The sequence below is a fragment of the Marinospirillum alkaliphilum DSM 21637 genome, from assembly GCF_900119735.1.
Lineage (GTDB): Bacteria > Pseudomonadota > Gammaproteobacteria > Pseudomonadales > Halomonadaceae > Marinospirillum > Marinospirillum alkaliphilum.
Map to the genome: position 1 here is coordinate 164,768 of NZ_FPJW01000004.1, position 22,572 is coordinate 187,339.

At 54.8% G+C, this 22,572-nt stretch carries 22 protein-coding genes; 21 read left to right on the forward strand and 1 reads right to left on the reverse strand.

The features are described 5' to 3' along the window. The first annotated feature begins 17 nt into the window (after positions 1-17). From BT114_RS07605 to BT114_RS07705, 21 genes are all read left to right on the forward strand, one after another. Positions 18-785, forward strand: coding sequence for a ParA family protein (locus BT114_RS07605; RefSeq protein ID WP_072325762.1), 768 nt, complete (start codon positions 18-20; stop codon positions 783-785). A 24-nt stretch (positions 786-809) separates the two neighbouring features. Beyond that, the gene (locus tag BT114_RS07610; protein ID WP_072325763.1) at positions 810-1,700 is read left to right on the forward strand and encodes a ParB/RepB/Spo0J family partition protein; all 891 of its coding nucleotides are present in this window, start codon (positions 810-812) and stop codon (positions 1,698-1,700) included. 146 nt (positions 1,701-1,846) lie between these two features. Then, positions 1,847-2,221: an ATP synthase subunit I gene (locus BT114_RS07615; protein ID WP_072325764.1), complete on the forward strand. Its 375-nt coding sequence runs from the start codon at positions 1,847-1,849 to the stop codon at positions 2,219-2,221. A 24-nt stretch (positions 2,222-2,245) separates the two neighbouring features. Beyond that, positions 2,246-3,082, forward strand: coding sequence for a F0F1 ATP synthase subunit A (atpB, locus tag BT114_RS07620; RefSeq protein WP_072325765.1), 837 nt, complete (start codon positions 2,246-2,248; stop codon positions 3,080-3,082). Positions 3,083-3,187: 105 nt separating this feature from the next. Next, positions 3,188-3,415 (forward strand): F0F1 ATP synthase subunit C, encoded by a 228-nt coding sequence (gene atpE, locus BT114_RS07625; RefSeq protein ID WP_072325766.1) that lies wholly within the window; start codon positions 3,188-3,190, stop codon positions 3,413-3,415. 83 nt (positions 3,416-3,498) lie between these two features. Continuing rightward, on the forward strand, positions 3,499-3,969 hold the full coding sequence (locus BT114_RS07630) for a F0F1 ATP synthase subunit B (RefSeq protein WP_072325767.1): 471 nt from the start codon (positions 3,499-3,501) through the stop codon (positions 3,967-3,969). Between the two features lie 12 nt (positions 3,970-3,981). Continuing rightward, positions 3,982-4,518 (forward strand): F0F1 ATP synthase subunit delta, encoded by a 537-nt coding sequence (locus BT114_RS07635; protein WP_072325768.1) that lies wholly within the window; start codon positions 3,982-3,984, stop codon positions 4,516-4,518. A 16-nt stretch (positions 4,519-4,534) separates the two neighbouring features. Next, positions 4,535-6,079, forward strand: coding sequence for a F0F1 ATP synthase subunit alpha (atpA, locus tag BT114_RS07640; protein WP_072325769.1), 1,545 nt, complete (start codon positions 4,535-4,537; stop codon positions 6,077-6,079). Between the two features lie 68 nt (positions 6,080-6,147). Next, a complete protein-coding gene (gene atpG / locus BT114_RS07645; RefSeq protein ID WP_072325770.1) occupies positions 6,148-7,023 on the forward strand; it encodes a F0F1 ATP synthase subunit gamma in 876 nt (291 codons plus the stop codon). A gap of 72 nt (positions 7,024-7,095) precedes the next feature. Next, positions 7,096-8,475, forward strand: a complete 1,380-nt coding sequence (atpD, locus tag BT114_RS07650) for a F0F1 ATP synthase subunit beta (RefSeq protein ID WP_072325771.1) — start codon at positions 7,096-7,098, stop codon at positions 8,473-8,475. Positions 8,476-8,505: 30 nt separating this feature from the next. Next, positions 8,506-8,931, forward strand: a complete 426-nt coding sequence (locus BT114_RS07655; protein WP_072325772.1) for a F0F1 ATP synthase subunit epsilon — start codon at positions 8,506-8,508, stop codon at positions 8,929-8,931. 115 nt (positions 8,932-9,046) lie between these two features. Continuing rightward, positions 9,047-10,408 carry a magnesium transporter gene (mgtE, locus tag BT114_RS07660; RefSeq protein ID WP_084661999.1) on the forward strand — a complete coding sequence of 454 codons (1,362 nt, stop codon included), beginning with the start codon at positions 9,047-9,049 and terminating at the stop codon, positions 10,406-10,408. 17 nt (positions 10,409-10,425) lie between these two features. Next, complete coding sequence (locus BT114_RS07665) at positions 10,426-11,223, forward strand: undecaprenyl-diphosphate phosphatase (RefSeq protein ID WP_072325773.1); 798 nt, start codon at positions 10,426-10,428, stop codon at positions 11,221-11,223. A gap of 12 nt (positions 11,224-11,235) precedes the next feature. Beyond that, positions 11,236-12,300 carry an FAD:protein FMN transferase gene (locus BT114_RS07670; RefSeq protein ID WP_072325774.1) on the forward strand — a complete coding sequence of 355 codons (1,065 nt, stop codon included), beginning with the start codon at positions 11,236-11,238 and terminating at the stop codon, positions 12,298-12,300. Between the two features lie 18 nt (positions 12,301-12,318). Beyond that, positions 12,319-13,665 carry a magnesium transporter gene (gene mgtE, locus BT114_RS07675; protein WP_072325775.1) on the forward strand — a complete coding sequence of 449 codons (1,347 nt, stop codon included), beginning with the start codon at positions 12,319-12,321 and terminating at the stop codon, positions 13,663-13,665. Positions 13,666-13,785: 120 nt separating this feature from the next. After that, positions 13,786-15,156: a bifunctional UDP-N-acetylglucosamine diphosphorylase/glucosamine-1-phosphate N-acetyltransferase GlmU gene (gene glmU / locus BT114_RS07680; protein WP_072325825.1), complete on the forward strand. Its 1,371-nt coding sequence runs from the start codon at positions 13,786-13,788 to the stop codon at positions 15,154-15,156. Positions 15,157-15,159: 3 nt separating this feature from the next. Next, positions 15,160-16,998 carry a glutamine--fructose-6-phosphate transaminase (isomerizing) gene (gene glmS / locus BT114_RS07685; RefSeq protein ID WP_072325776.1) on the forward strand — a complete coding sequence of 613 codons (1,839 nt, stop codon included), beginning with the start codon at positions 15,160-15,162 and terminating at the stop codon, positions 16,996-16,998. 24 nt (positions 16,999-17,022) lie between these two features. Then, positions 17,023-17,955 carry a hydroxymethylbilane synthase gene (hemC, locus tag BT114_RS07690; protein ID WP_072325777.1) on the forward strand — a complete coding sequence of 311 codons (933 nt, stop codon included), beginning with the start codon at positions 17,023-17,025 and terminating at the stop codon, positions 17,953-17,955. Positions 17,956-17,957: 2 nt separating this feature from the next. Next, positions 17,958-18,743, forward strand: coding sequence for a uroporphyrinogen-III synthase (locus tag BT114_RS07695; RefSeq protein ID WP_072325778.1), 786 nt, complete (start codon positions 17,958-17,960; stop codon positions 18,741-18,743). A 19-nt stretch (positions 18,744-18,762) separates the two neighbouring features. After that, complete coding sequence (locus BT114_RS07700; protein WP_072325779.1) at positions 18,763-19,980, forward strand: uroporphyrinogen-III C-methyltransferase; 1,218 nt, start codon at positions 18,763-18,765, stop codon at positions 19,978-19,980. Next, complete coding sequence (locus BT114_RS07705; RefSeq protein ID WP_072325780.1) at positions 19,977-21,212, forward strand: heme biosynthesis HemY N-terminal domain-containing protein; 1,236 nt, start codon at positions 19,977-19,979, stop codon at positions 21,210-21,212. The genes BT114_RS07700 and BT114_RS07705 overlap by 4 nt, the downstream gene beginning before the upstream one ends. 232 nt (positions 21,213-21,444) lie before the next feature. Here the strand turns inward: BT114_RS07705 and BT114_RS07710 are convergent, their stop codons facing one another. Beyond that, positions 21,445-22,569 (reverse strand): PilT/PilU family type 4a pilus ATPase, encoded by a 1,125-nt coding sequence (locus BT114_RS07710; protein ID WP_072325781.1) that lies wholly within the window; start codon positions 22,567-22,569, stop codon positions 21,445-21,447. Positions 22,570-22,572 lie beyond the last annotated feature (3 nt).

Here is a 22,572-nt window from a genome sequence, read left to right on the forward strand (position 1 = left end):
AGCGAAAGGATAAGGCTGTGACCAAGATTTTTGCTGTGACCAATCAGAAGGGTGGTGTTGGTAAAACAACGACCTGCGTTAACCTTGCGGCCTCTTTGGTTGCTACCAAACGTAAGGTGTTATTGGTGGATATGGACCCACAGGGCCATGCCACATTGGGCAGTGGCATCGATAAAAAACAATTACAAGCTTCAGTATATGACCTGTTGATGGGTGAAGCCGGTATCGAGGCAGTTCGAATAACTGCTGAGGCAGGTGGTTACGATCTGCTGCCAGCCAATGTTGATCTGGCCGGGGCTGAAGTTGGGCTGATCAATGAGCCGCGTCGTGAGCGGAGACTGGCCGAAGCCCTGGAAAGCGTCAAAAAGGATTATGATTTTGTTCTGATTGATTGCCCGCCATCACTGAATCTATTGACCATCAATGCACTGACTGCCGCACGGGGAGTACTGGTCCCGGTGCAGTGTGAATACTATGCCCTGGAAGGTCTGACATCTTTACTGGATACCCTCAAACGGGTTGCCAGCTCAGTGAATCCCGGTCTTGAAATCACCGGTATCCTGCGTACCATGTATGATCCCCGCAACAGCCTGACGCAGGATGTTTCCAATCAATTGATTCAGTATTTTGAACGTCAGGTGCTGGGTACCGTGATTCCGCGTAATATCCGTCTGGCAGAAGCACCCAGTCACGGCATGCCGGTATTAAGTTATGATCCGAAGTCCAAAGGCAGTCTGGCCTATCTGGCTTTAGCGGGTGAAATTCTGCGTCGTAACTCCCTGTAAACCCTTGGATACCACAGAAGGCTTATGACACCAGCAAAAAAACGAGGACTAGGACGCGGATTGGATGCCCTGCTGGGTGCCGTTAATCCCGAACCAACCCAACTGGAAGCTGTGCAGACGGCTGAACAGCGCTTGCCGGAAGGTGAACTGAAAAAGCTGCCGATTGAACAGTTGCGACCAGGCAAATACCAACCTCGACGTGACATGCATCCGGAAGCACTGGAAGAGTTGGCTGCATCCATTCGACAGCAAGGTATCATGCAGCCGGTAGTGGTGCGGCCACTGGGTTCTGGTCAGTATGAAATCATTGCTGGTGAACGGCGCTGGCGGGCCGCCCAACTGGCTGGTCTGGATGCAATTCCGGCACTGGTGCGTGAAGCAGAAGACCGCGATGTGATTGCACTGGCCTTGATTGAAAACCTGCAGCGTGAAGACTTGAATCCAGTGGAAGAAGCCCTCGCGCTGCAGCGTTTGCAAAAAGAGTTTGAACTGACACAACAGCAGGTTGCCGACGCGGTTGGTAAATCACGCAGTGGCATCACCAACCTGTTGCGGTTATTACAATTGCAACGGGATGTACGCCGCATGCTGGAGCATGGTGACCTGGAAATGGGTCATGCACGCGCACTGCTGGGGCTTGAAGAAAATCAGCAACTGGATGCAGCCCGTCAGGTGGTTGCCAAGGGTATGTCGGTGCGTCAAACCGAGGCGTTGGTGCGTCATTTGCTGGAAAAGCCTGAAAAAACAAATGACAAGGCACCAAAAGACCCGGATATCAGTCGTCTGGAACAGCAGTTGCAGGCCAGTTTGGGTGCACCGGTCAGCATTCAGCATTCCAGCAAAGGTAAAGGAAAGCTGGAAATACGTTATTCCAGCCTGGCTGAACTGGATGGCATCCTGCGCCACCTGCGTTAAACCGGGCTCTTGCACCTTGGTCGAAAGACCCGGTTAGACTGTCCGGTCATTGTTGAAGCCCAATGGCTTAATCTCTATAATCCTTGGGCTTTGTAAAAAAGCGGTAACAAGGTAATCACAGAATGCGCAGCAGGACATAACGGAAGATGGCAGATTTACCCCTTCCGCCCTATAAAAAACTGCTGTTACTGCAGCTGCTGACTGCGCTGGTGTTAGCGCTTTTGCTGGAAGTGTCATGGAAAGGTTCCGGTCTGTCTGCGCTATGGGGTGGCATGATAGCGCTGCTGCCGCAGGCAGTATTTGCTTACGTGATGTTTCGGCATCGTGGTGCAAGGCGTATAGGGAAGGCTGTTCAGCAGATGTTTATGGCTGAGTTGCTGAAGTTTGGTTTGACGGTTGTTCTTTTTGTACTGGTGTTTGTTGCAGTGCAACCCTCAAACCCAATTTCACTTTTAATTGCTTACTCAGTGGTTCTGATGGCGCACTGGCTGGCACCATGGCTAATGCAGTCCAGACGATAACCACGCAACGTTTCGAGGCTGATCATGGCAGATACACCTGTAGAATATATACAGCATCACTTGCAGAACATGACTTACGGCAAGCACCCCGAGCTGGGGTGGAAAATGGCCGAAAGCAGTGCTGAAGCGGCTGAAATGGGATTCATGGCATTCCACGTGGATACCCTGGGTTGGTCCATTGCCATGGGTCTGCTGTTCCTGTTTCTGTTTAAAAAAGCTGCCAATGCGGTCACCAGCGGTGTTCCAGGTGGTCTGCAAAACTTTGTAGAAATGTGCTTTGAATTTGTGGATAACCTGGTCAAGGAAACCTTCCATGGCCGCAATCCACTGATTGCCCCACTGGCACTGACCATTTTTGTGTGGATTTTCCTGATGAACAGCCTGAAGTGGTTGCCAGTTGACTGGATTCCAGGTCTGGCCCACCTGTTGGGCGCTGACTACTTCAAGATTGTTCCCACCACCGACCCGAACGCCACCTTTGGTATGTCACTGGGTGTATTCTTGCTGATCATTTTCTACAGCATCAAGGTCAAGGGTGCGGGTGGTTTTGCCAAGGAACTGTCTTTCACTCCGTTTAATCATTGGCTGTTCATCCCGGTCAACCTGGTACTGGAAATCATTGGCCTGTTGACCAAGCCAATCAGTCTGGCACTGCGTTTGTTCGGTAACATGTACGCTGGTGAAGTCGTCTTTATCCTGATTGCACTGACCTTTGGTGCGGGCCTGTTCATGGGTCTTCTGGGTCTGGGCATGCAGTGGATCTGGGCAGTGTTCCACCTGCTGGTCATCCCGCTGCAAGCGTTTATCTTCATGGTACTAACCATTGTGTACCTGAGTGCTGCTCACGAAGATCATCACTGAGCAAAGCAGTAACCAGCCTGTCTGCCGTGAGGCAGGCAGGCGAGTTTTAGCAGTAACTTAACCTCAACTCAACTTCAACCAACCTTAGTAACTTAGGAGTAACTCATGGAACTCGTATACATTGCCGCCGCTATCATGATCGGTCTGGGTGCTCTGGGCACCGGCATTGGTTTCGCTCTGCTGGGTGGCAAGCTGCTGGAGTCCACCGCTCGTCAGCCTGAACTGGGCGCACAGCTGCAAACCAAGACCTTCCTGATGGCTGGTCTGCTCGACGCCGTGCCGATGATCGGTGTTGGTATCGCGATGTACCTGATTTTCGTTGTTGCCGGTTAAGACTGAGTTGATGAGGGTCAGCAACGTCTGACCCTGCAAAACTCTTTCTACGGACCTTCAACAATGGCAAAAGGTGTATCGCAATGAATATGAATATGACCATTCTGGGTCAGTCAATTGCCTTCGCACTCTTTGTCTGGTTCTGCATGAAGTTTGTATGGCCCCCGATTGCCGAGGCCATGCGCGAGCGCCAGAAGAAGATTGCCGATGGCCTGGATTCAGCCAGCCGCGCCCAGCGCGACCTGGAACTGGCTCAGGAAAAGGCGTCCCAGACCCTGCGTGAAGCCAAAGAGCAGTCTGCCCAGATTCTTGAGCAGACTAACAAGCGCGCGACCCTGATGATCGAAGAAGCCAAAGAGCAGGCCCGCGCCGAAGGCGAGCGTCTGATTGAAGCAGCCAAGGCCGAGATCACCCAGGAAATCAACCGTGCCAAGGATGAGCTTCGTGCTCAGATTTCTGCCCTGATTGTAGAAGGTGCTGAAAAAATCCTTGAAAGCTCTGTGGATGCAAAAGCACATAGCGAGCTGGTCGACAAACTCGCCAAACAACTGTAAGCGAGGTGTCTGATGGCTGACAAGAACACACTCGCCAGGCCTTATGCGAAGGCCGCCTTTGAGTACGCGTTAAGTGAAGGCAAGCTGGCAGACTGGTCCGCAATGCTCAGTCTGGTAGCCGAAGCAGCTTCCAATAAAGAAGTTGCTGCGCTGTTGCTGAACCCGTCGCTGAACAGTGATGCCAAAGCGGAAATCCTGCTCGAAATTTGCGCCGCAAAAATCGATGACCAGGGCCGCAACTTCATCAAGCTGTTGAGTGAAAAAAGCCGTTTACCCCTGATTCCGGTGATTGCCGAAATCTATGAGGCTTTTAAAGCCGAGCAGGAAAAATCTGTTGAAGCCCAGGTGATCTCAGCTTTTGAACTGAGTGCCGAGCAGCAACAACTGCTGGTAGATGCACTGCGCAAGCGTTTAAACCGTGAGGTTAGCCTCAAGGTTGAAATTGACAAGCGTCTCATTGGCGGTGTTGTTATTCGCACCGGTGACCTGGTGATCGATGGCTCGCTTCGCGGCAAACTCGCGAAACTGGCCGAGTCATTGAAATCCTGATTTTGAGGGACAAGGCATGCAGCAACTGAATCCATCCGAGATCAGTGACATCATCAAGAAGCGCATCGGTAGCTTGGATGTCACTTCGAAAGCCCAGAACGAGGGCACCATCGTGAGTGTTGCTGATGGTATCGTGAAAATTCACGGTCTCGGCGACGTCATGTATGGCGAAATGATTGAGTTTGAACAGGGCTCTTATGGTATGGCCCTGAACCTGGAGCGTGACTCCGTAGGTGTGGTAGTACTGGGCGATTACCTCGGTCTGGCTGAAGGCCAGTCTGCCCGTTGTACTGGTCGCATCCTGGAAGTACCCGTCGGTGATGAACTGCTGGGTCGTGTTGTCGACGCTCTGGGTAATCCGATTGATGGTAAAGGCCCGATTGATGCCAAGCAGACCGATGCGGTCGAAAAGGTAGCTCCGGGTGTAATCTGGCGTAAGAGTGTTGATCAGCCCCTGCAGACCGGCTACAAGGCCGTTGACGCGATGGTGCCGATTGGTCGTGGTCAGCGTGAGCTGATCATCGGTGACCGCCAGATTGGTAAAACTGCCATTGCAGTTGATGCCATCATCAACCAGAAAGGTACTGGTGTTAAGTGTATCTACGTTGCCGTGGGCCAGAAGCAGTCCACCATTGCCAACGTGGTACGTAAACTGGAAGAGCATGGTGCTCTGGCTCACACCATTGTGGTGGTCGCCTCTGCATCTGAAGCAGCTGCCCTGCAGTTCATTGCTCCTTACTCCGGTTGCACCATGGGTGAATACTTCCGCGATCGCGGCCAGGATTCCCTGATTGTTTATGATGACCTGACCAAGCAGGCCTGGGCTTACCGCCAGATCTCCCTGCTGCTGAAGCGTCCACCCGGACGTGAAGCTTACCCAGGTGACGTATTCTACCTGCACTCTCGCCTGCTGGAGCGTGCCTCCCGCGTCAGCGCTGAGTACGTGGAAAAGTTCACCAACGGTGAAGTGAAAGGTCAAACCGGCTCGCTGACGGCTCTGCCGATCATCGAAACCCAGGGTGGTGACGTATCCGCGTTTGTACCGACCAACGTAATCTCCATTACAGATGGTCAGATCTTCGTGGAAACCAACCTGTTCAACTCAGGCATCCGTCCTGCGATGAACGCCGGTATTTCTGTATCCCGCGTAGGTGGTGCAGCACAGACCAAGATCATCAAGAAACTGGGCGGTGGTATCCGTCTGGCTCTGGCTCAGTACCGTGAGCTGGCAGCCTTCTCCCAGTTTGCTTCCGATCTGGACGAAGCCACCCGCAAACAGCTGGAGCATGGTCAGCGCGTTACCGAGCTGATGAAGCAGAACCAGTATGCGCCTATGTCCATCGCTGAGATGGGTGTATCGCTGTTTGCAGCGGAAAACCATTTCCTGGATGACATCGAAGTCAGCAAGATTCTGCCCTTCGAAAAGGCCCTGCACGCTTACATGCACGCTGAGCACGCTGGCCTGATGAAGCAGATCAATGACTCTGGTGATTTCAGCAAGGAAATCGAAGCGGCCCTCAAATCTGCTGTTGAGCAGTTTAAGGCCACCCAGTCCTGGTAAGTGCCCATGAACCGGCTGATGCATAATCAACCGGTTCAGGTACTTGTTGGCTAAGAAGGCGAAAGCGTATGGCAGTCGGAAAAGAGATCCGCTCCCAGATCGGGAGTATCAAGAATACGCAAAAGATCACCAAGGCCATGCAAATGGTCGCGGCGTCTAAAATGCGTAAAGCACAGGATCGCATGGCCGCCAGCCACCCTTATGCCACCCAGATCAGAAAAGTGGTCAGCCACATTGCTGAATCCACCCCTGAGTACCGCCACAGCTATATGCAGGAGCGGGACGTCAAGCGGGTTGGATACATTGTTGTTTCCACCGACCGGGGTCTGTGCGGTGGTCTGAACATCAACCTGTTCAAGGCCGCAGTAAAAGACATCCTGGAGTGGAAAAACAAGGGCGCAGAAATTGATATCTGTGCTATCGGCAACAAGGCTGGCGGCTTCTTCCGCCGTTACGGCGGTAGTCTGGTGGCTGCCAAGAGCGGGCTGGGTGATGCTCCCAAGGCCAGTGAGCTGGTGGGAAGTGTCAAGGTCATGCTGGATGCCTATGAAGAAGGCAGAATAGATCGGCTTTATGTGGTGTATAACGAGTTTATCAACACCATGAGTCAAAAGCCGCTCGTCCAGCAGCTGTTACCCCTGGAAGCTGGAGCAGTCGAAGAAGACAGTAACAGTCGTAAGGTAGCCGGTTGGGATTACCTCTATGAACCCGATCCACGCAGTCTGCTCGACAGCCTGCTGATCCGGTACATCGAGTCCCAGGTCTATCAGGCTGTTGTTGAAAACATCGCCTGTGAGCAGTCTGCGCGTATGGTTGCAATGAAAAGCGCAACCGACAACGCTGGCAACTTCATCAGTGAGTTGCAGCTTGTTTACAACAAAGCGCGTCAGGCAGCAATTACCCAGGAAATCGCCGAGATTGTCGGCGGTGCTGCAGCGATCTGATGAGTGCTTCCACGCACTTTGTGGAAGTGAAGAGGGTAGCAGGTTTCATTTGCAGGTTTGAGAGGAACCAAGATGAGTAGCGGACGTATCGTACAGATCATCGGTGCCGTTATCGACGTGGAATTTGATCGGGCAGACGTACCCAACGTGTATGACGCCCTGACCGTTGATGGCACTGAAATGATTCTTGAAGTACAGCAACAGCTCGGTGATGGCATCGTGCGTTGCATTGCAATGGGCTCCACCGAAGGTCTGAAGCGCGGCCTGGTGGCAAACAATACCAAGGCTCCAATCTCGGTACCCGTAGGTACCAAGACGTTGGGCCGTATCATGGATGTGCTGGGTCGCCCGATCGACGAAGCAGGTCCGATCGGTGAAGACGAGCGTTGGGCTATCCACCGCAAGGCGCCAACCTATGATGAACAGTCCAGCGCCATTGAGCTGCTGGAAACGGGCATCAAGGTTATCGACCTGGTATGTCCTTTCGCCAAGGGTGGTAAAGTGGGTCTGTTCGGTGGTGCCGGTGTTGGTAAAACCGTAAACATGATGGAGCTGATCCGTAACATCGCCATCGAGCACAGCGGTTTCTCCGTATTTGCCGGTGTCGGTGAGCGTACTCGTGAAGGTAACGACTTCTACCACGAGATGAAGGACTCCAACGTACTGGACAAGGTATCCCTGGTTTACGGTCAGATGAACGAGCCGCCGGGTAACCGTCTGCGCGTGGCTCTGACCGGTCTGACCATGGCCGAGAAGTTCCGTGACGAAGGTCGTGACGTACTGTTCTTCGTAGACAACATCTATCGTTACACGCTGGCCGGTACCGAGGTATCTGCACTGCTGGGACGTATGCCTTCAGCGGTAGGTTACCAGCCGACTCTGGCTGAAGAGATGGGTGTACTGCAGGAGCGTATTACCTCTACCAAGACTGGTTCCATCACTTCCGTACAGGCCGTTTACGTGCCTGCGGATGACTTGACTGACCCGTCTCCTGCGACCACCTTCTCGCACCTTGACGCGACCGTGGTACTGTCCCGTGACATCGCTTCTCTGGGTATCTACCCAGCGGTTGATCCACTGGATTCCACCTCACGTCAGCTGGACCCGCTGGTTGTTGGTGTTGAGCACTATGAAGCAGCCCGTGGTGTACAGACCGTTCTGCAGCGCTACAAAGAGCTGAAGGACATCATTGCCATTCTGGGTATGGACGAACTGTCCGAAGAAGACAAACAGACAGTATCTCGCGCTCGTAAAATTCAGCGCTTCCTGTCTCAGCCCTTCTTCGTGGCGGAAGTATTCACCGGTTCTCCCGGTAAGTACGTTTCCCTGAAGGACACCATTCGTGGTTTCCAGGGCATCCTGAATGGTGATTATGATCACCTGCCAGAGCAGGCTTTCTACATGGTTGGCTCCATCGACGAAGCTGTCGAAAAAGCCAAGGGCATGAAGTAAGGCTGACGGGACAACCCGGGGGGAGTACCCATGGCGATGACAATGCATTGCAATGTTGTCAGTGCTGAAAAGAAACTGTTTGACGGCCGTGCCGAGCTGGTTGTGGCATCAGGCATCATGGGTGAGCTGGGCATTCTGCCCGGCCACACCCCACTGTTGACTGAGCTGAAACCCGGCAGCATCAAGGTGGTTAAACAGAATGGCGAAGAAGAGCTGATCTACGTTTCCAGTGGTTTTCTGGAAGTCCAGCCGGATACCGTAACTGTACTGGCCGACTCGGCCGAACGGGCTGCGAATCTGGATGAGGCTGCCGCCAAGGAAGCCATTGAAGCCGCTCAGCGTGCGATGGCAGACCAGTCTGCCGAGCTGGAGTATGCTCAGGCCGCAGCAATGCTGGCCCAGGCAGCCGCTCAGCTTCAAACCATTCAGCAACTGCGCAAGAAACTGGGCAAATAATCCACCAGGATTGTTTAAACCCAGAGGTGGTTCCAATCGGATACTACCTAAAGGAAAAGGCGGCCATCAGCCGCCTTTTCTGTTTCGTTCATAACATCCGCAGCAGGAGTGCCGCATGAGCGAAGACCATCTCAATACGGAAACTGAAGTGGTGTCAGCACCTGAGCTGCCTTTGCCGGGTGAAAATGGCTGGCGTCATGCCCAGGCCAGTTTGCAAGCCGTGGATGTCGCTGATCAACTGAGCCAGTTAAAACAGCCGGAGGCCATTGCCAGCTGCCTGGATCTGCTACCACTGGCACGCCGCACAGAAATCTTTGACTATCTGCCCGACCCGGTTCAGGAAGAGCTGGCAGAAGTTCTCTCGCTTGATTCCTTGATGGAGCTGCTGGAAGAGTTACCGGCGGATAGTGCTGCTGACTTATACAGTCTGTTAAGCCCTGAACAGCAGGCCAGCCTGCTGAAAGCCCTGCCCTCACGCAATCGTGCAGCCCTTGAACACCTGTCACGTTATGAAGAAGGCACCGCCGGTGCCTTGATGACCACGGAAATGTCCTTGCTGCCAACAGGCATTAATGTCCAGAGGGCACTGGAAATCCTGCGTCGTACAGCACCCGGCTCAGAAACCATTTATCAGACCTATGTGGTGGATCCCCGCCATCGACTGGTGGGTGTGGTTTCCTTGCGTCAGTTGATCCTGGCCAGTCCACGCACCACACTGGACCAACTGATGACCACAGAGTTAATCAGTGTGTCAGCCGATGAACACCAGGAAGAAGTGACTCGCCTGATCAGTCGTTATGATCTGCTGGCCTTGCCGGTGGTGGATGAACACCAGCGCTTGCTGGGCATTGTTACCTACGACGATGCCATGGACGTGGCTGAAGAAGAGGCCACTGAAGACATTCACAAAAGTGCCAGTATTGCGCCCCTGGAAGAAGGCCTGTTGCGCTCCAGCATGCTGGATCTGTTCCGCAGTCGTATCACCTGGTTGATCCTGCTGATTTTTGCCAACCTGGTTTCGGGGCTGGGTATCTCCTTTTTTGAAGACACCATTGCTGCGCATGTCGCCCTGGTATTTTTCCTGCCACTGCTGATTGGCAGTGGCGGTAATGCCGGCTCTCAGGCATCCACCTTGATGGTGCGTGGTTTGGCAGTGGGTGATGTCAGCCTCAGTGACTGGGCACGTTTGTTAGGCCGTGAGCTGTTGGTTGCCGGAGCCCTGGGTTTAACCATGGCGCTGGCCGTTTCTCCCATTGGTATTTTTCGTGGTGGTATGGATCTGGCGATGGTCGTCGGCATCAGCATGATTTTTATTGTACTGATGGGCAGCATGATAGGTATGAGCCTGCCATTTATCCTGCAACGTCTGAACTGGGATCCGGCCACTGCTTCAGCACCGCTGGTTACCACTCTGGCTGATGTGATTGGTGTGGTGACCTATTTTGCCCTGGCCACCTGGTTGCTGGGTCTGTATTAGTATTACTGGAGTTGTTGATGGACTGGATGCAGCTGGTGGTTTTGTCCTTACTGCAGGGACTGACAGAATTTTTACCCATTTCCAGTTCCGCCCACCTGATTCTGGTGCCGGTACTGACCTCTTGGGAAGACCAGGGGCTGGCTTTTGATGTGGCACTACACATCGGTAGTCTGGCAGCTGTGGTGCTCTACTTTCGGCAGGATCTGCTGGGCATGACTCGTAGCTGGACCCGTTCTCTGGTGACGCGCAGACTGGACGAGGATGCCCGATTGGCCTGGGCGGTAATACTGGGCACCATTCCGGTGGGGTTGGCTGGATTGTTGTTAAAAGACTGGATTGCAACCGAGTTGCGCGGTCCCTTGGTGATGGCCTGGACACTGATCGGTTTTGGTCTGCTGCTGGGCTACGCCGATTGGCAGCGGCGTGGCAACCGGTCAGAGCACCAGATGAACTGGAAGGATGTGGCGGTGATCGCTTTTGCTCAGGCGCTGGCATTAATTCCCGGCACATCACGTTCTGGCATTACCATTACCGCTGCCCTGTTGATGGGATTAAGTCGGGAAGGTGCAGCCCGCTTTTCCTTCCTGTTGTCGATTCCGGTGATAACCCTGGCGGGATTACTGGAAACCAGGGGATTGCTGCAAGAAGCACAGGCAGTAGACTGGTCTGCCATCTTCTGGGGCGCGCTACTATCAGGCGTCAGTGCTTATCTGTGCATTCATTATTTTTTAGCCTTCATCAAGCGTATTGGCATGCAACCCTTTGTGGTGTATCGCCTGCTGCTGGGTGGTTTGCTCTTGTACTTTTTCTGGTGACAGGATGGAAGTATGTTGATTTCAAAACTACATAAATTCAGTGCGGGTCTGCTGCTGGTTTTACTGATGTTGTTGCTGGCAGGTTGTGGCAAAGAACCTGAGCCTCAGCCTGTCCGTCTGCAAGGACAGATTTTTGGCACCTTCTGGCTGGCAACTTTCCCGGACCAATGGTCAACTGACCAGGTGAAACGCCTGGAAACCGGCATCAAGGCTGAGTTGGACAAGGTGAATCAATCCATGTCCACCTACCTGAAGGATTCAGAGCTGAACCGCTTTAATGCTGCTGAACCCGGCGAGTGGGTGGCCGTTTCAACCCCCCTGTTTGAAGTGTTAAGCCTGAGTCAGGCAGTATCCGAAGCCAGTCGGGGTGCTTTTGATGTCACCGTGGGTGGTTTGGTCAACCTTTGGAGTTTCGGACCTGAGGCCCGTCCGGAAGCCATTCCGGGAAGGGAGCTGCTCCAGCAGCGCAAAGCAGAAACAGGTTATCGTTATCTGGAGCTGGATTATGGAAACCAGCAAGCTCGTCGACTGCGAAGCAGTTATGTGGATCTTTCCGGTGTGGCCAAAGGATATGCGGTAGACCGGGTTGCTGACTGGTTGAAGCAACAGGGTGTGGATAACTTTCTGGTGAACATTGGTGGTGACCTGATTGTGGCTGGAGAGCGCAATCCAGGGCAGCCCTGGCGGATCGGTGTTGAAGTGCCGGATGGGCGCATTCAGGTTGCACATCACATCTTGCCGGTCAGTGACATGTCAGTGGCCACCTCGGGCGACTATCGCAACTACTATGAAGTGGACGGTCGGCGGATGTCGCACACCATAGATCCACGTACCGGCTGGCCGGTTAATCACCAACTGGCCTCAGTTACTGTTTTACACCCCAGCAATGCTGTGGCAGATGCCTGGGCTACGGCGTTTATGGTGCTGGGAACCAATGCCGCACTGGAGCTGGCCAACCGGGAAAAGCTGGATATCCTGTTGATCAGCCGGGAGGGTGACGGCTGGAAAACCGATCTTTCGGAAAGTATGCGAACCCTTTTGGGTAGTGAGTTGAGCAACAAGATTCTCAGTCGCTGATGATTTCAGGAGGTGGGTATGACCTTTGAAGAGCTGACGCAGGCACTCAATGAAGCCATGGACCAGGAAGATACCCTGGCCATCGAAAGGCTGGTGGCAGAAATGCAGCCACCGGACCTGGCTGAATTTGTTCGCCATGAGTCGCCGGAAGTCTCGCTGAAACTGCTCACCCACCTGCCTTTGGAAGAACGGGCAGAAGCCTTTGGTTATCTGGAACTGGAAAAGCAGTGTGAACTGGCACTGAAGATGACCGAAGAAGGTCTGTCGCAGCTGTTTGTGCACATGAACTCGGATGAGCGGGCTGACCTGTTCAACGAACTGCCGGAAGAGCGCCAGGAAGGTATCCTGCGCCGCATGGCTCAGGACGAACGGGAAGATATCCGGCGTCTGGCCAGTTATGAAGAGGGCACAGCGGGTGCCGTAATGACCAGTGATTATGTCACTGTTCCTGCCGGCGTTACGGTTGGTCGTGCGCTGGATATCGTGCGCCAGACGGCACCCAATGCTGAAACCATCTATCAGATTTACATTCTGGATCAGGCTCAGCAATTGCTGGGCACCCTATCCCTGCGTCAGCTGATCCTGGCTAAACCGGAAGCGGTGGTGGATGGCTTGATGACCACCGACCTGGTCAGCATTAATGTGCATGAAGAGCAGGAAGAGGCATCGCGCCTGATCAGTCGTTATGACCTGTTGGCCTTGCCGGTGGTGGATGACCAGCAGCGGTTGGTGGGTATTGTGACCTACGATGATGCGATGGACGTGGCAGAAGAAGAAGCCACGGAAGACATTCACAAAAGCGCCTCGGTTGGCCCCTTGGATGAAGGTTTCGGCAAGGCACGCATCACCAGCCTTTATCGTCGCAGGGTCAACTGGCTGGTGTTGCTGGTGTTTGCCAACATCCTGTCTGGTGCCGGTATCGCTTTTTATGAAGAAACCATCGAAGCCTATGTGGTGTTAGTGTTTTTCCTGCCGCTGTTGGTTGCCAGTGGTGGTAATGCCGGATCCCAGGCCTCAACACTGATGATTCGGGGTCTGGCCACCGGAGATGTAGGCGCCCGCGACTGGGGTAAGCTGCTGAGCCGTGAACTGGTGGTCTCTGCATCGCTGGGCCTGACCATGGCGGCTACCATTGCTGGTATTGGTTTCTGGCGGGGTGGCATGGACATCGCTCAGGTGGTGGCCTACAGCATGTTTGCCATCGTGGTGGTGGGAAGCCTGATTGGCATGAGCCTGCCGTTCATGCTCAATAAACTCGGCTGGGACCCGGCCACTGCTTCGGCGCCGCTGGTAACATCCATTGCTGATATTGTGGGTGTGCTGATTTATTTTGCCATTGCCACTTCAATATTGGATCTGGGTTGAGCAACGAGTTGTCAGACACTGCCTGCAACCTTTACTGACTGGCTAGTCCCCCTAAGGGGCAGTAGAATGTTTGATTCTGCTGCCCCTTTAACTTTTCAGGCTGTTGTTGATGGAGTGTTTATGTCTCTGGATGTTGTGATTCTGGCTGCCGGGCAAGGTACGCGGATGCGTTCTGCGCTGCCCAAAGTGCTGCACAAGCTGGCCGGTAAACCGCTGGCGGGTCATGTGGTGGATACGGCCCGCAGCCTGCAGGCGGAACGCATCCATCTGGTGGTGGGCCATGGTGCTGAACAGGTGCGAGAACAGCTGGCGGCGGTCGATGTGGACTTTGTTGAGCAGCTGCAGCAACTGGGTACCGGTCATGCCGTATTGCAGGCGTTGCCACGGCTCAACCCAGCTAATCGGGTTTTGATTCTTTATGGCGATGTGCCGCTGATTCGTACTGAAACCCTGCAACAACTGCTGGATCAGGTCAGTGACAGCAGCATCGGGTTGCTAACCGTGCATCTGGACAATCCCACCGGTTATGGCCGCATTCTGCGTAATGAGCAACAGCAGGTGGTGGCCATTGTTGAACAGAAGGATGCCACTCCTGAGCAGTTGGCCATTCAGGAAGTGAATACCGGTATTCTGGCGGTGACCGCTGCCCAGTTGCAGCGCTGGTTACCAAGACTTGGCAATGACAATGCCCAGGGTGAGTATTATCTGACCGACATCATTGGTATGGCCCACCGGGAAAACACCAGAATTCACACTGTGCATCCACAGTCCAGTGCGGAAGTGGAAGGTGTGAATAACCGCCTACAACTGGCCGCACTAGAGCGGGTGTACCAGCGTGAACAGGCTGAGCAGCTGATGACGGTTGGTGTGACGCTGGCTGATCCGGCTCGCATCGATATACGCGGTCATCTGTCCACTGCACGGGACGTATTCATTGATGTTGGTTGTGTGTTTGAAGGCAATGTGGAGCTGGCGGAAGGCGTTGAGGTTGGGCCTTATTGTGTGCTGAAAAATGCCCGCCTTGGCCCTGGTGTGAAACTGGCTTCCCACAGTGTGATTGAAGATGCTGAGCTGATGGGAGATAACCAGGTTGGACCTTTTGCCCGTCTGCGCCCCGGTACAAGGCTGGAGTCAGGTGCCCGCATCGGCAACTTTGTTGAAACCAAAAAAGCGCTGATTCATCAGGGTGCCAAGGTCAATCACCTGAGTTACATCGGTGATGCTGAAGTAGGGGCACGCGCCAATATCGGTGCCGGAACCATCACCTGCAACTACGATGGCGTGAACAAACATCGAACCCTGATCGGTGCGGGTGCATTCATTGGCTCCAACACCAGTCTGGTGGCACCGGTAGAGATCGGTTGTGGGGCCACCATCGGTGCCGGTTCAACCATCACCCGTGATGTGGAAGATCAGGCGCTGGCAGTCACCCGTGCCAAACAGCTGCAAAAAGCCAACTGGCCGCGTCCGGCCAAATTGAAGGAAGACTGAATCATGTGTGGAATTGTCGGCGCGGTTGCCGAACGCAATGTCACCGGCATCCTGCTGGAAGGCCTGAAACGGCTGGAATACCGGGGTTATGACTCGGCGGGTCTGGCCATCATTGATGATCAGGGGCAGCTGCAGCGCCGCCGTGCTCAGGGCAAGGTGGCGGAGGTTGAAAAGCGCCTTGATGAACAACCCCTGAAAGGGGGGCTGGGCGTTGCCCATACTCGCTGGGCCACGCATGGCAAACCCAGTGAAGCCAACGCTCATCCGCATTTTTCCAGTGATGAACTGGCGCTGGTGCACAATGGCATCATCGAAAATCATGAACCCCTGCGGCGCCAGCTGCAGGCGGCTGGTTATGCCTTTACTTCCGAAACCGATACCGAAGTGGTGGCACATCTGGTGCATCAGCTTTATCAACAGGCCGGTGATCTGACGCTGGCTGTGCAGCAGGCATTACAACAGCTGGAAGGTGCCTATGCGCTGGCGGTGATCCATCAGCAGCATCCGGATCGACTGGTTTGTGCCCGCAAGGGCAGCCCGCTGGTGATTGGTGTGGGCATTGGTGAACACTTCTGTGCTTCTGACCCACTGGCGCTGCTGCAGGTCACCGATCGTTTTGTGTATCTGGAAGAGGGTGATCTGGCCACTCTGACCCTGAATGAACATCATGTCATCAATGCTGCCGGAGCCGCAGTGGAGCGCCCGGTCAGCCAGTGGGAACATGGCAATCAGGCTGCTGAAAAAGGCAGTTATCGGCATTTCATGCTGAAGGAAATTCACGAGCAGCCAGCGGTGATTGCGGCCACCCTGGAGGGTCGGCTGTCTGACCGTCGGGTATTGCCCCAGGCACTGGGCAGTGCGGCAATGGAACTGTTGCCGAAGGTCAGGCAGGTGCAAATCATTGCCTGTGGCACCAGCTTTCATGCCGGCATGGTGGCGCGTTACTGGATTGAGCGTCTGGCAGGGCTGCCCTGCCAGGTTGAGGTGGCCAGTGAATACCGCTACCGCGATGTGGTGGTGACACCGGACACCCTGTTTGTGACCATTTCCCAGTCCGGTGAAACAGCAGATACCCTGGCGGCCCTGCGTTTTGCCAGAACGGCGGGCTATCTGGGCTCGCTGGCGGTCTGCAACGTGCCGGGTTCTTCACTGGTGCGTGAGTCCGATCTGAGCCTGATGACTCAGGCGGGCCCGGAAATTGGTGTGGCCTCCACCAAGGCTTTCACCACCCAGCTGACCGCCCTGCTGTTGCTGACACTGGCCTTGCGTCGGGCGCATCACAAGACGGAAGAGGATGCGCTGGAAGCTGAGCTGGTGCAGGCACTGCGTGAGTTGCCACGCCTGAGCGAACAGACCCTGCAGCTGGATGCGGCCATCGAACAACTGGCCGAAGACTTTGCCGAAAAACACCATGCCCTGTTCCTGGGGCGTGGCAGCCAGTATCCGATTGCCATGGAAGGCGCGCTGAAACTGAAAGAAATCTCCTACATTCATGCCGAAGCCTATCCGGCCGGTGAACTGAAACACGGCCCGCTGGCACTGGTCGACAAGGACATGCCGGTGATTGCAGTGGCTCCGCGGGATGATCTGGTGGATAAACTCAAGTCCAACCTGCAGGAAGTGCGTGCCCGCGGGGGTGAGTTGTATGTGTTTGCTGACCCGGAAACCCTGCTGGAACCTGAGCCTGGTATGAAGGTGCTGCACCTGCCCAAGGTGCATGACATTCTGGCCCCGATCCTTTACACCCTGCCCTTGCAGTTGTTGTCCTACCATGTGGCCGTGCTAAAAGGCACCGATGTGGATCAACCCCGCAACCTGGCAAAATCCGTTACTGTTGAATAATCTGAACTGAACTCTGGAGTCCCTGTGTCCCAACTGAGAATTGCCACCCGCCGCAGCCCGCTTGCCCTCTGGCAGGCAGAACACGTCAAGGCAAGGCTTGAAGCCCTGCACCCTGGTCTGGAGGTGGTGCTGGTGCCAATCAAGACCCAGGGCGACATTATTCTCAACACTCCCCTGTCCAAAATTGGTGGCAAGGGTTTGTTTGTGAAAGAGCTGGAGGCCTGCATGCTGAATGGTGAGGCTGACATAGCGGTGCACTCCATGAAAGATGTGCCGATGGAGTTCCCGGAAGGGCTGGAGCTGGGGCCAATTCTCGAGCGCCACGCACCGACAGATGCACTGGTATCCAACAACTACACCAGTCTGGACGCCATTCCCGCTGGCAAGGTGATCGGCACCTCCAGCCTGCGTCGCAGTTGCCAGTTGCTGGCCAGTCGGCCGGATCTGAAAGTGCAGTGGTTGCGGGGTAACCTGCAAACCCGCATCGGCAAGCTGGATGCCGGAGAGTATGACGCCATCCTGTTGGCCACTTCCGGGCTGCAGCGCATGGGGCTGGGCGATCGCATCCGTCAGGAAATTCCGGCGGATGTTTCCCTGCCTGCCTGTGGTCAGGGCGCGCTGGGCATTGAATTGCGCACCGGAGACGAGCGCTCGGCGGCACTGGTGGCTCCCCTGAATCACCCTGAATCAGCACTGTGTGTTGCTGCCGAGCGATCCATGAATACCCGCCTGAAAGGGGGTTGCCAAGTGCCGATCGGGGGTTATGCCCTGCTGGAAGATGATCAGCTGTGGCTGCGGGCACTGGTCGGAGAACCGGAAGGCAGTCGCATCCTGCGAGCCGAAGCGCGTGGCCCCGCCAGTAATCCACAGGCGTTGGGTGTAAAGGTAGCTGAATTGTTGCTTGAGCAGGGTGCTGGTGAGATTCTGACCCAGGTCTATGGGTTTAAGGTGGACTGACCTTGGCCCATTTGCCTCGTGTTTTAACCACCCGGCCGCTGGCACAGGCTGATCGTTTATTACAGCCACTGGCTGCGGCTGGTTATACTGCGGTGAATATTCCATTGTTGGCGATTGAGCCTTTGCCCGTGTCACCCCAACAAAAGCAATGGCTGCTGGATCTGGATTGTTATCACCGAGTGGTGGTGATCAGTCCCAGCGCCGCCGAACAGTTGCTGGAGGTGCTGGATGACTTCTGGCCACAATGGCCCGTGGGTGTTCAGTGGTACACCGTGGGTGCAGGCACCCGCCAGCGACTGGAGCAGGCAGGCATAGTGGCTGAATGCCCATTAACCGGTGATCGCAGTGAAGACCTGCTGGCGTTGGATGCTTTGCAGGATCTGAGTGGGCAGCGAGTACTGCTGGTTAAAGGGGAAGGTGGCCGTCCATTGCTGGAGCAGGCACTGGTCGAGCGGGGTGCCCGAGTGGATGTGTTACCTCTTTACCAGCGCGTTAAACCCCGCTTGAAACTGGAGCAGCTCCAGGACCTGCTGACCGGCGATTACCCGGTGATGGTGGTCACCAGTGGCGAAGGACTGGAGCAGTACCTGGAGTTTGCGCAACAGTACTTACCCAGTGCGGAACAGGTGAAACAACTGCAGCAGCAGCGCTGGTTGCTCTTGCCGAGTCATCGCCTTGTGCGCCAGGCTGAGACCCTGGGATTCCAGCAACTGATCTGCACCGAAGGTGCAGGTGCAGAAGCTATTCTGGACAGCTTGCAGCAGCTGCAGCGGCTGGCTACCGATTGACCCATCATGAGGAAACGGCATGTCCGACAAAAAAACTGCCGATGAAGCCACAGCAAAGGACGAGCCCCAACAGGAAGTACCACAGGAAAGTGGAGCGGTGAACCAGGCGCAGGAGCCGGAATCATCGGACAGCCGTAGTGCCGGATCATCCGATAGTGCTGCTGCAAGTGATCCTGCCGCAAATAGCCCAGCGGTAAACAGCCCCACCGCAAGACGGGGGTTGCACCTGCTGGTCAGTCTGCTCGCTCTGCTGGCGCTGGTTGTTTCCGGTGGTGTCGCCTGGCTGGCGCATCAACAGGCAGAACAAACCAGTCAACAACTCCTGGCGCTGCAGCAACAGGTGGAGTCTCAACCCACCCACCAGCAACTGGATGCCGCACTGCAACCCCTGCAGCTGCTGGAAACTCAGCAACAGCAGCAACAACAGCAGGTCGCGGCAAGTCTGCATCAGTATCACCTGCAACTGGAACAGATGCAGCAAGCCTTGTTGAAGGCTGCTGAGCCCAGGCCGCGTGACTGGCTGTTGGCAGAGGTGGAGTACCTGTTGCGACTGGCCAACCAGCGTTTGCAGCTGGAGGAGGATGTTCAGGGGGCTCTGACACTGTTTAAAACCGCAGACCAGCGCTTAAAGCAGGCTGATGTACCTGGAACCCTGGCGGTCAGGGCTCGACTACTGGAAGACATCGAAGCTTTACGGAATATTCACAAGATTGACAGGGTTTCGCTGGCGCTGGAGTTGCAGGAGATGGCGGATCAGGCTTTGGCATTGAAAGTCTATTCGTTACCTGTGATGCCGGCACTGAGTCTGGATCGTGTGGTGGAAGCAGAAAACCTGCGCTGGTACGAGGCTTTGTGGCTGGAAATTCGTAGCCTGGTGGTGGTTCGCAAGCGTGAGCTGCCGATTCAATCCTTGCCTTTCACTGAAGATGAGCTGGCTTTGCGGCACCAGTTAAGTGCGCTGTTGCAACAGGCGGCCTGGGCTGCACTACGGGGCGAGGAGCCACTTTATCAGGCCAGCCTTGAAAGGGCCTGGCAGCGTCTGGAAGGTTTTGATCCAGAACTGGAATCCACCCGGTTGATGCAGCAGCAATTAACAGGACTCAGGGAGCAATCTGTCAGCCGGGTTTTACCGAATATCCAGTCCAGTCTGGATGCACTGCAAACCTTCATTGCACAGCGTTATGGTGTGCCCTTGCCGGTATCGGGTGAAGAAGCGCAGCAGGGAGATGCTCCATGATCCGGCGTATCTTGCTGTTATTGGGTGTTCTGGCATTGGCTGCATTGGCCGGTCAGCAACTGATGAAAGGTACGGGTTACCTGTTGGTGGTGCTGCCGGATGGTCAGACCAGTATCGAAATGTCCTTCTGGACTGGCCTGCTTCTGTTAATCATCAGCTGGCTAGTGGCTGCCTGGCTGCTGCACCTTCTGGGCTGGTTGTCCCACCCCTTGCGTGGCCTGAAAAACCGTCATCAGCGCTTTAAGAGCCAGCGCGCCCTGCGCGCCACCGTTCGTGGTTTGCTGGAGTTATCCCAGGGCCGCTGGCGCAAGGCCCGCAAGCTCTTGTCCCGCTCGGCGACAGATAGCGGTGCACCACTGATCAACTATCTGGCTGCGGCTCAGGCTGCACACTATGAAGGTAAGGAAGAAGAAACCGAGCGCCTGCTGCGTGCTGCCGAAGCCAGCACACCCGATGCCGGGTTGGCAGTGGATTTCACTCAGGCTCGTATTCAGCTGGATCAGGGACACTATGAGCAGGCATTGGCCACCCTGGTGCGGTTACATCAGAAAGTACCCAATCACCCACTGGTGTTACGTCACTTGAAGGATGTACATCTGGCGCTGGCTGACTGGAAACCCCTGATGCAGTTGCTGCCAGAGTTGCAGCGTCACCATATCTGTTCACCTGAAGAGTTGACCCAGCTGGAGCGTCAGGTTTACCTGCGACGTTTTGATGAGTTGCTGCGTGATCAGCAGCAAAACCAGCTGGCAGCGGTCAGCGAGCTATGGGAAAGCCTGCCATCACGGCTTAAACACGAGGATGATCTGGTGCTGGCCTGGTTACGGGTGTTGTTGAAGCATCAGGACTATTCAAAAGCTGAGCAGCTGTTGAAGCGCAGTCTCAGGGATCACTGGTCAGCCCGATTGATTGAAGCCTATGGTTTGTTGCCGGTGGAAGCCGAGGCGCGCCGTCGACTGCTGGAAGCCGAAAAATGGCTGCAGGAACGTCCCAATGATGCGGCTTTGTTGCATGCGCTGGCACGCATCAGCCAGCAACTGGAATTGTGGGGCAAGGCACTGGAGTACTATCAGGCCAGTTATCGTCAGGAAGCCAGCAATCAGTTGTGTGCAGAAATGAGCCGTTTGTATGCGGCACTGGGTGAAGAGCGCCAGAGCCGTTATTTTGATCAACTGGCGATGCAGGCGGTTTATCGTCAGTTGCCGGATCTTCCATTGCCGCCAAGAAAATAAATGGTCAGGCATGAAAAATACACCGACAGGGATCCAATGAGAATTTTTCTCAAAAAAGTGCTTGCAAGCTTCAATGAGAATGCTTATCATTGATTTACGGGTCGCGAGATCCCTCCACCTGAACAGGTTTCATGTCAGCATTCTGTGGCTTGGTTCCCGCCTTTCAGGTTCTCCTCATCATCAAGCGAGTCTTTTGCCGCCCTCCCCCGGGCGGCTTTTTTAACTCAACGTACTAGTCTTGCAGGGTGAACTTGCTGCCAGCCTTGTCAAAAGCAGACGAGTTGTTATCTGCATCTGCAGTGCCGAGTTTGATCATCAGGCGCAAATCGTTGGGTGAGTCAGCATGTTGTAAAGCGTCCTGCTCAGTGATTTCACCTGCTGAAAACAGGTCAAACAGGGCTTGGTCAAAGGTCTGCATGCCGGCTTCACGGGATTTTTTCATCAGGCCTTTCAACTGGTGTACTTCACCCTTGCGGATGATGTCTGATACCAGCGGCGTGTTCAGCAGCACTTCAATGGCTGCACGACGACCCTTACCATCTTTCATCGGCAGCAGTTGCTGGGCAACGATGCCACGCAGGTTCAGCGACAGGTCCATGAAAATCTGGTTATGCCTTTCCTGCGGGAAGAAGTTGATCACCCGTTCCAGTGCCTGGTCAGCATTGTTGGCGTGCAGGGTGGCCAGACACAGGTGTCCGGTTTCAGCAAAGGCCAGTGCATACTCCATGGTTTCACGGGTACGCACTTCACCGATCATGATCACATCCGGGGCCTGGCGCAGGGTGTTTTTCAGCGCCACTTCAAAGCTTTCAGTATCAATGCCCACTTCACGTTGGGTCACGATGCTTTGTTTGTGAGGGTGGATGAACTCGATGGGGTCTTCAATGCTGATGATGTGCCCACGGGCATTTTCATTACGATACTGAATCATCGAGGCCAGCGAGGTGGACTTACCGGTGCCGGTGGCACCAACAAACAGGATCAACCCCCGTTTGGTCATGGCCAGATCCTTGATGATTTTTGGCAGGCGCAGGTCATCCAGTTGGGGAATGTTGAACTCAATACGGCGCAGCACCATGCCCACCTGGTTGCGCTGGAAAAAGGCGCTGACCCGGAAGCGTCCAATACCCGGTGCACTGATGGCAAAGTTGCACTCCTTGTTCTTGCGAAACTCTTCGCGCTGCTCCTGGTTCATCACGCCCAGAACCAGGTCACGAGCCTGATCCGGGCTGAGTTTCTGATCGGTGAGGGGTGCCAGCTGTCCATCTACCTTCATGCTCGGCATCATGCCAGTGGTGATAAACAGGTCCGAGCCCTTGCGATCAGCCATTTCCTTGAGGAAGTCGGTGAATTTCATGGC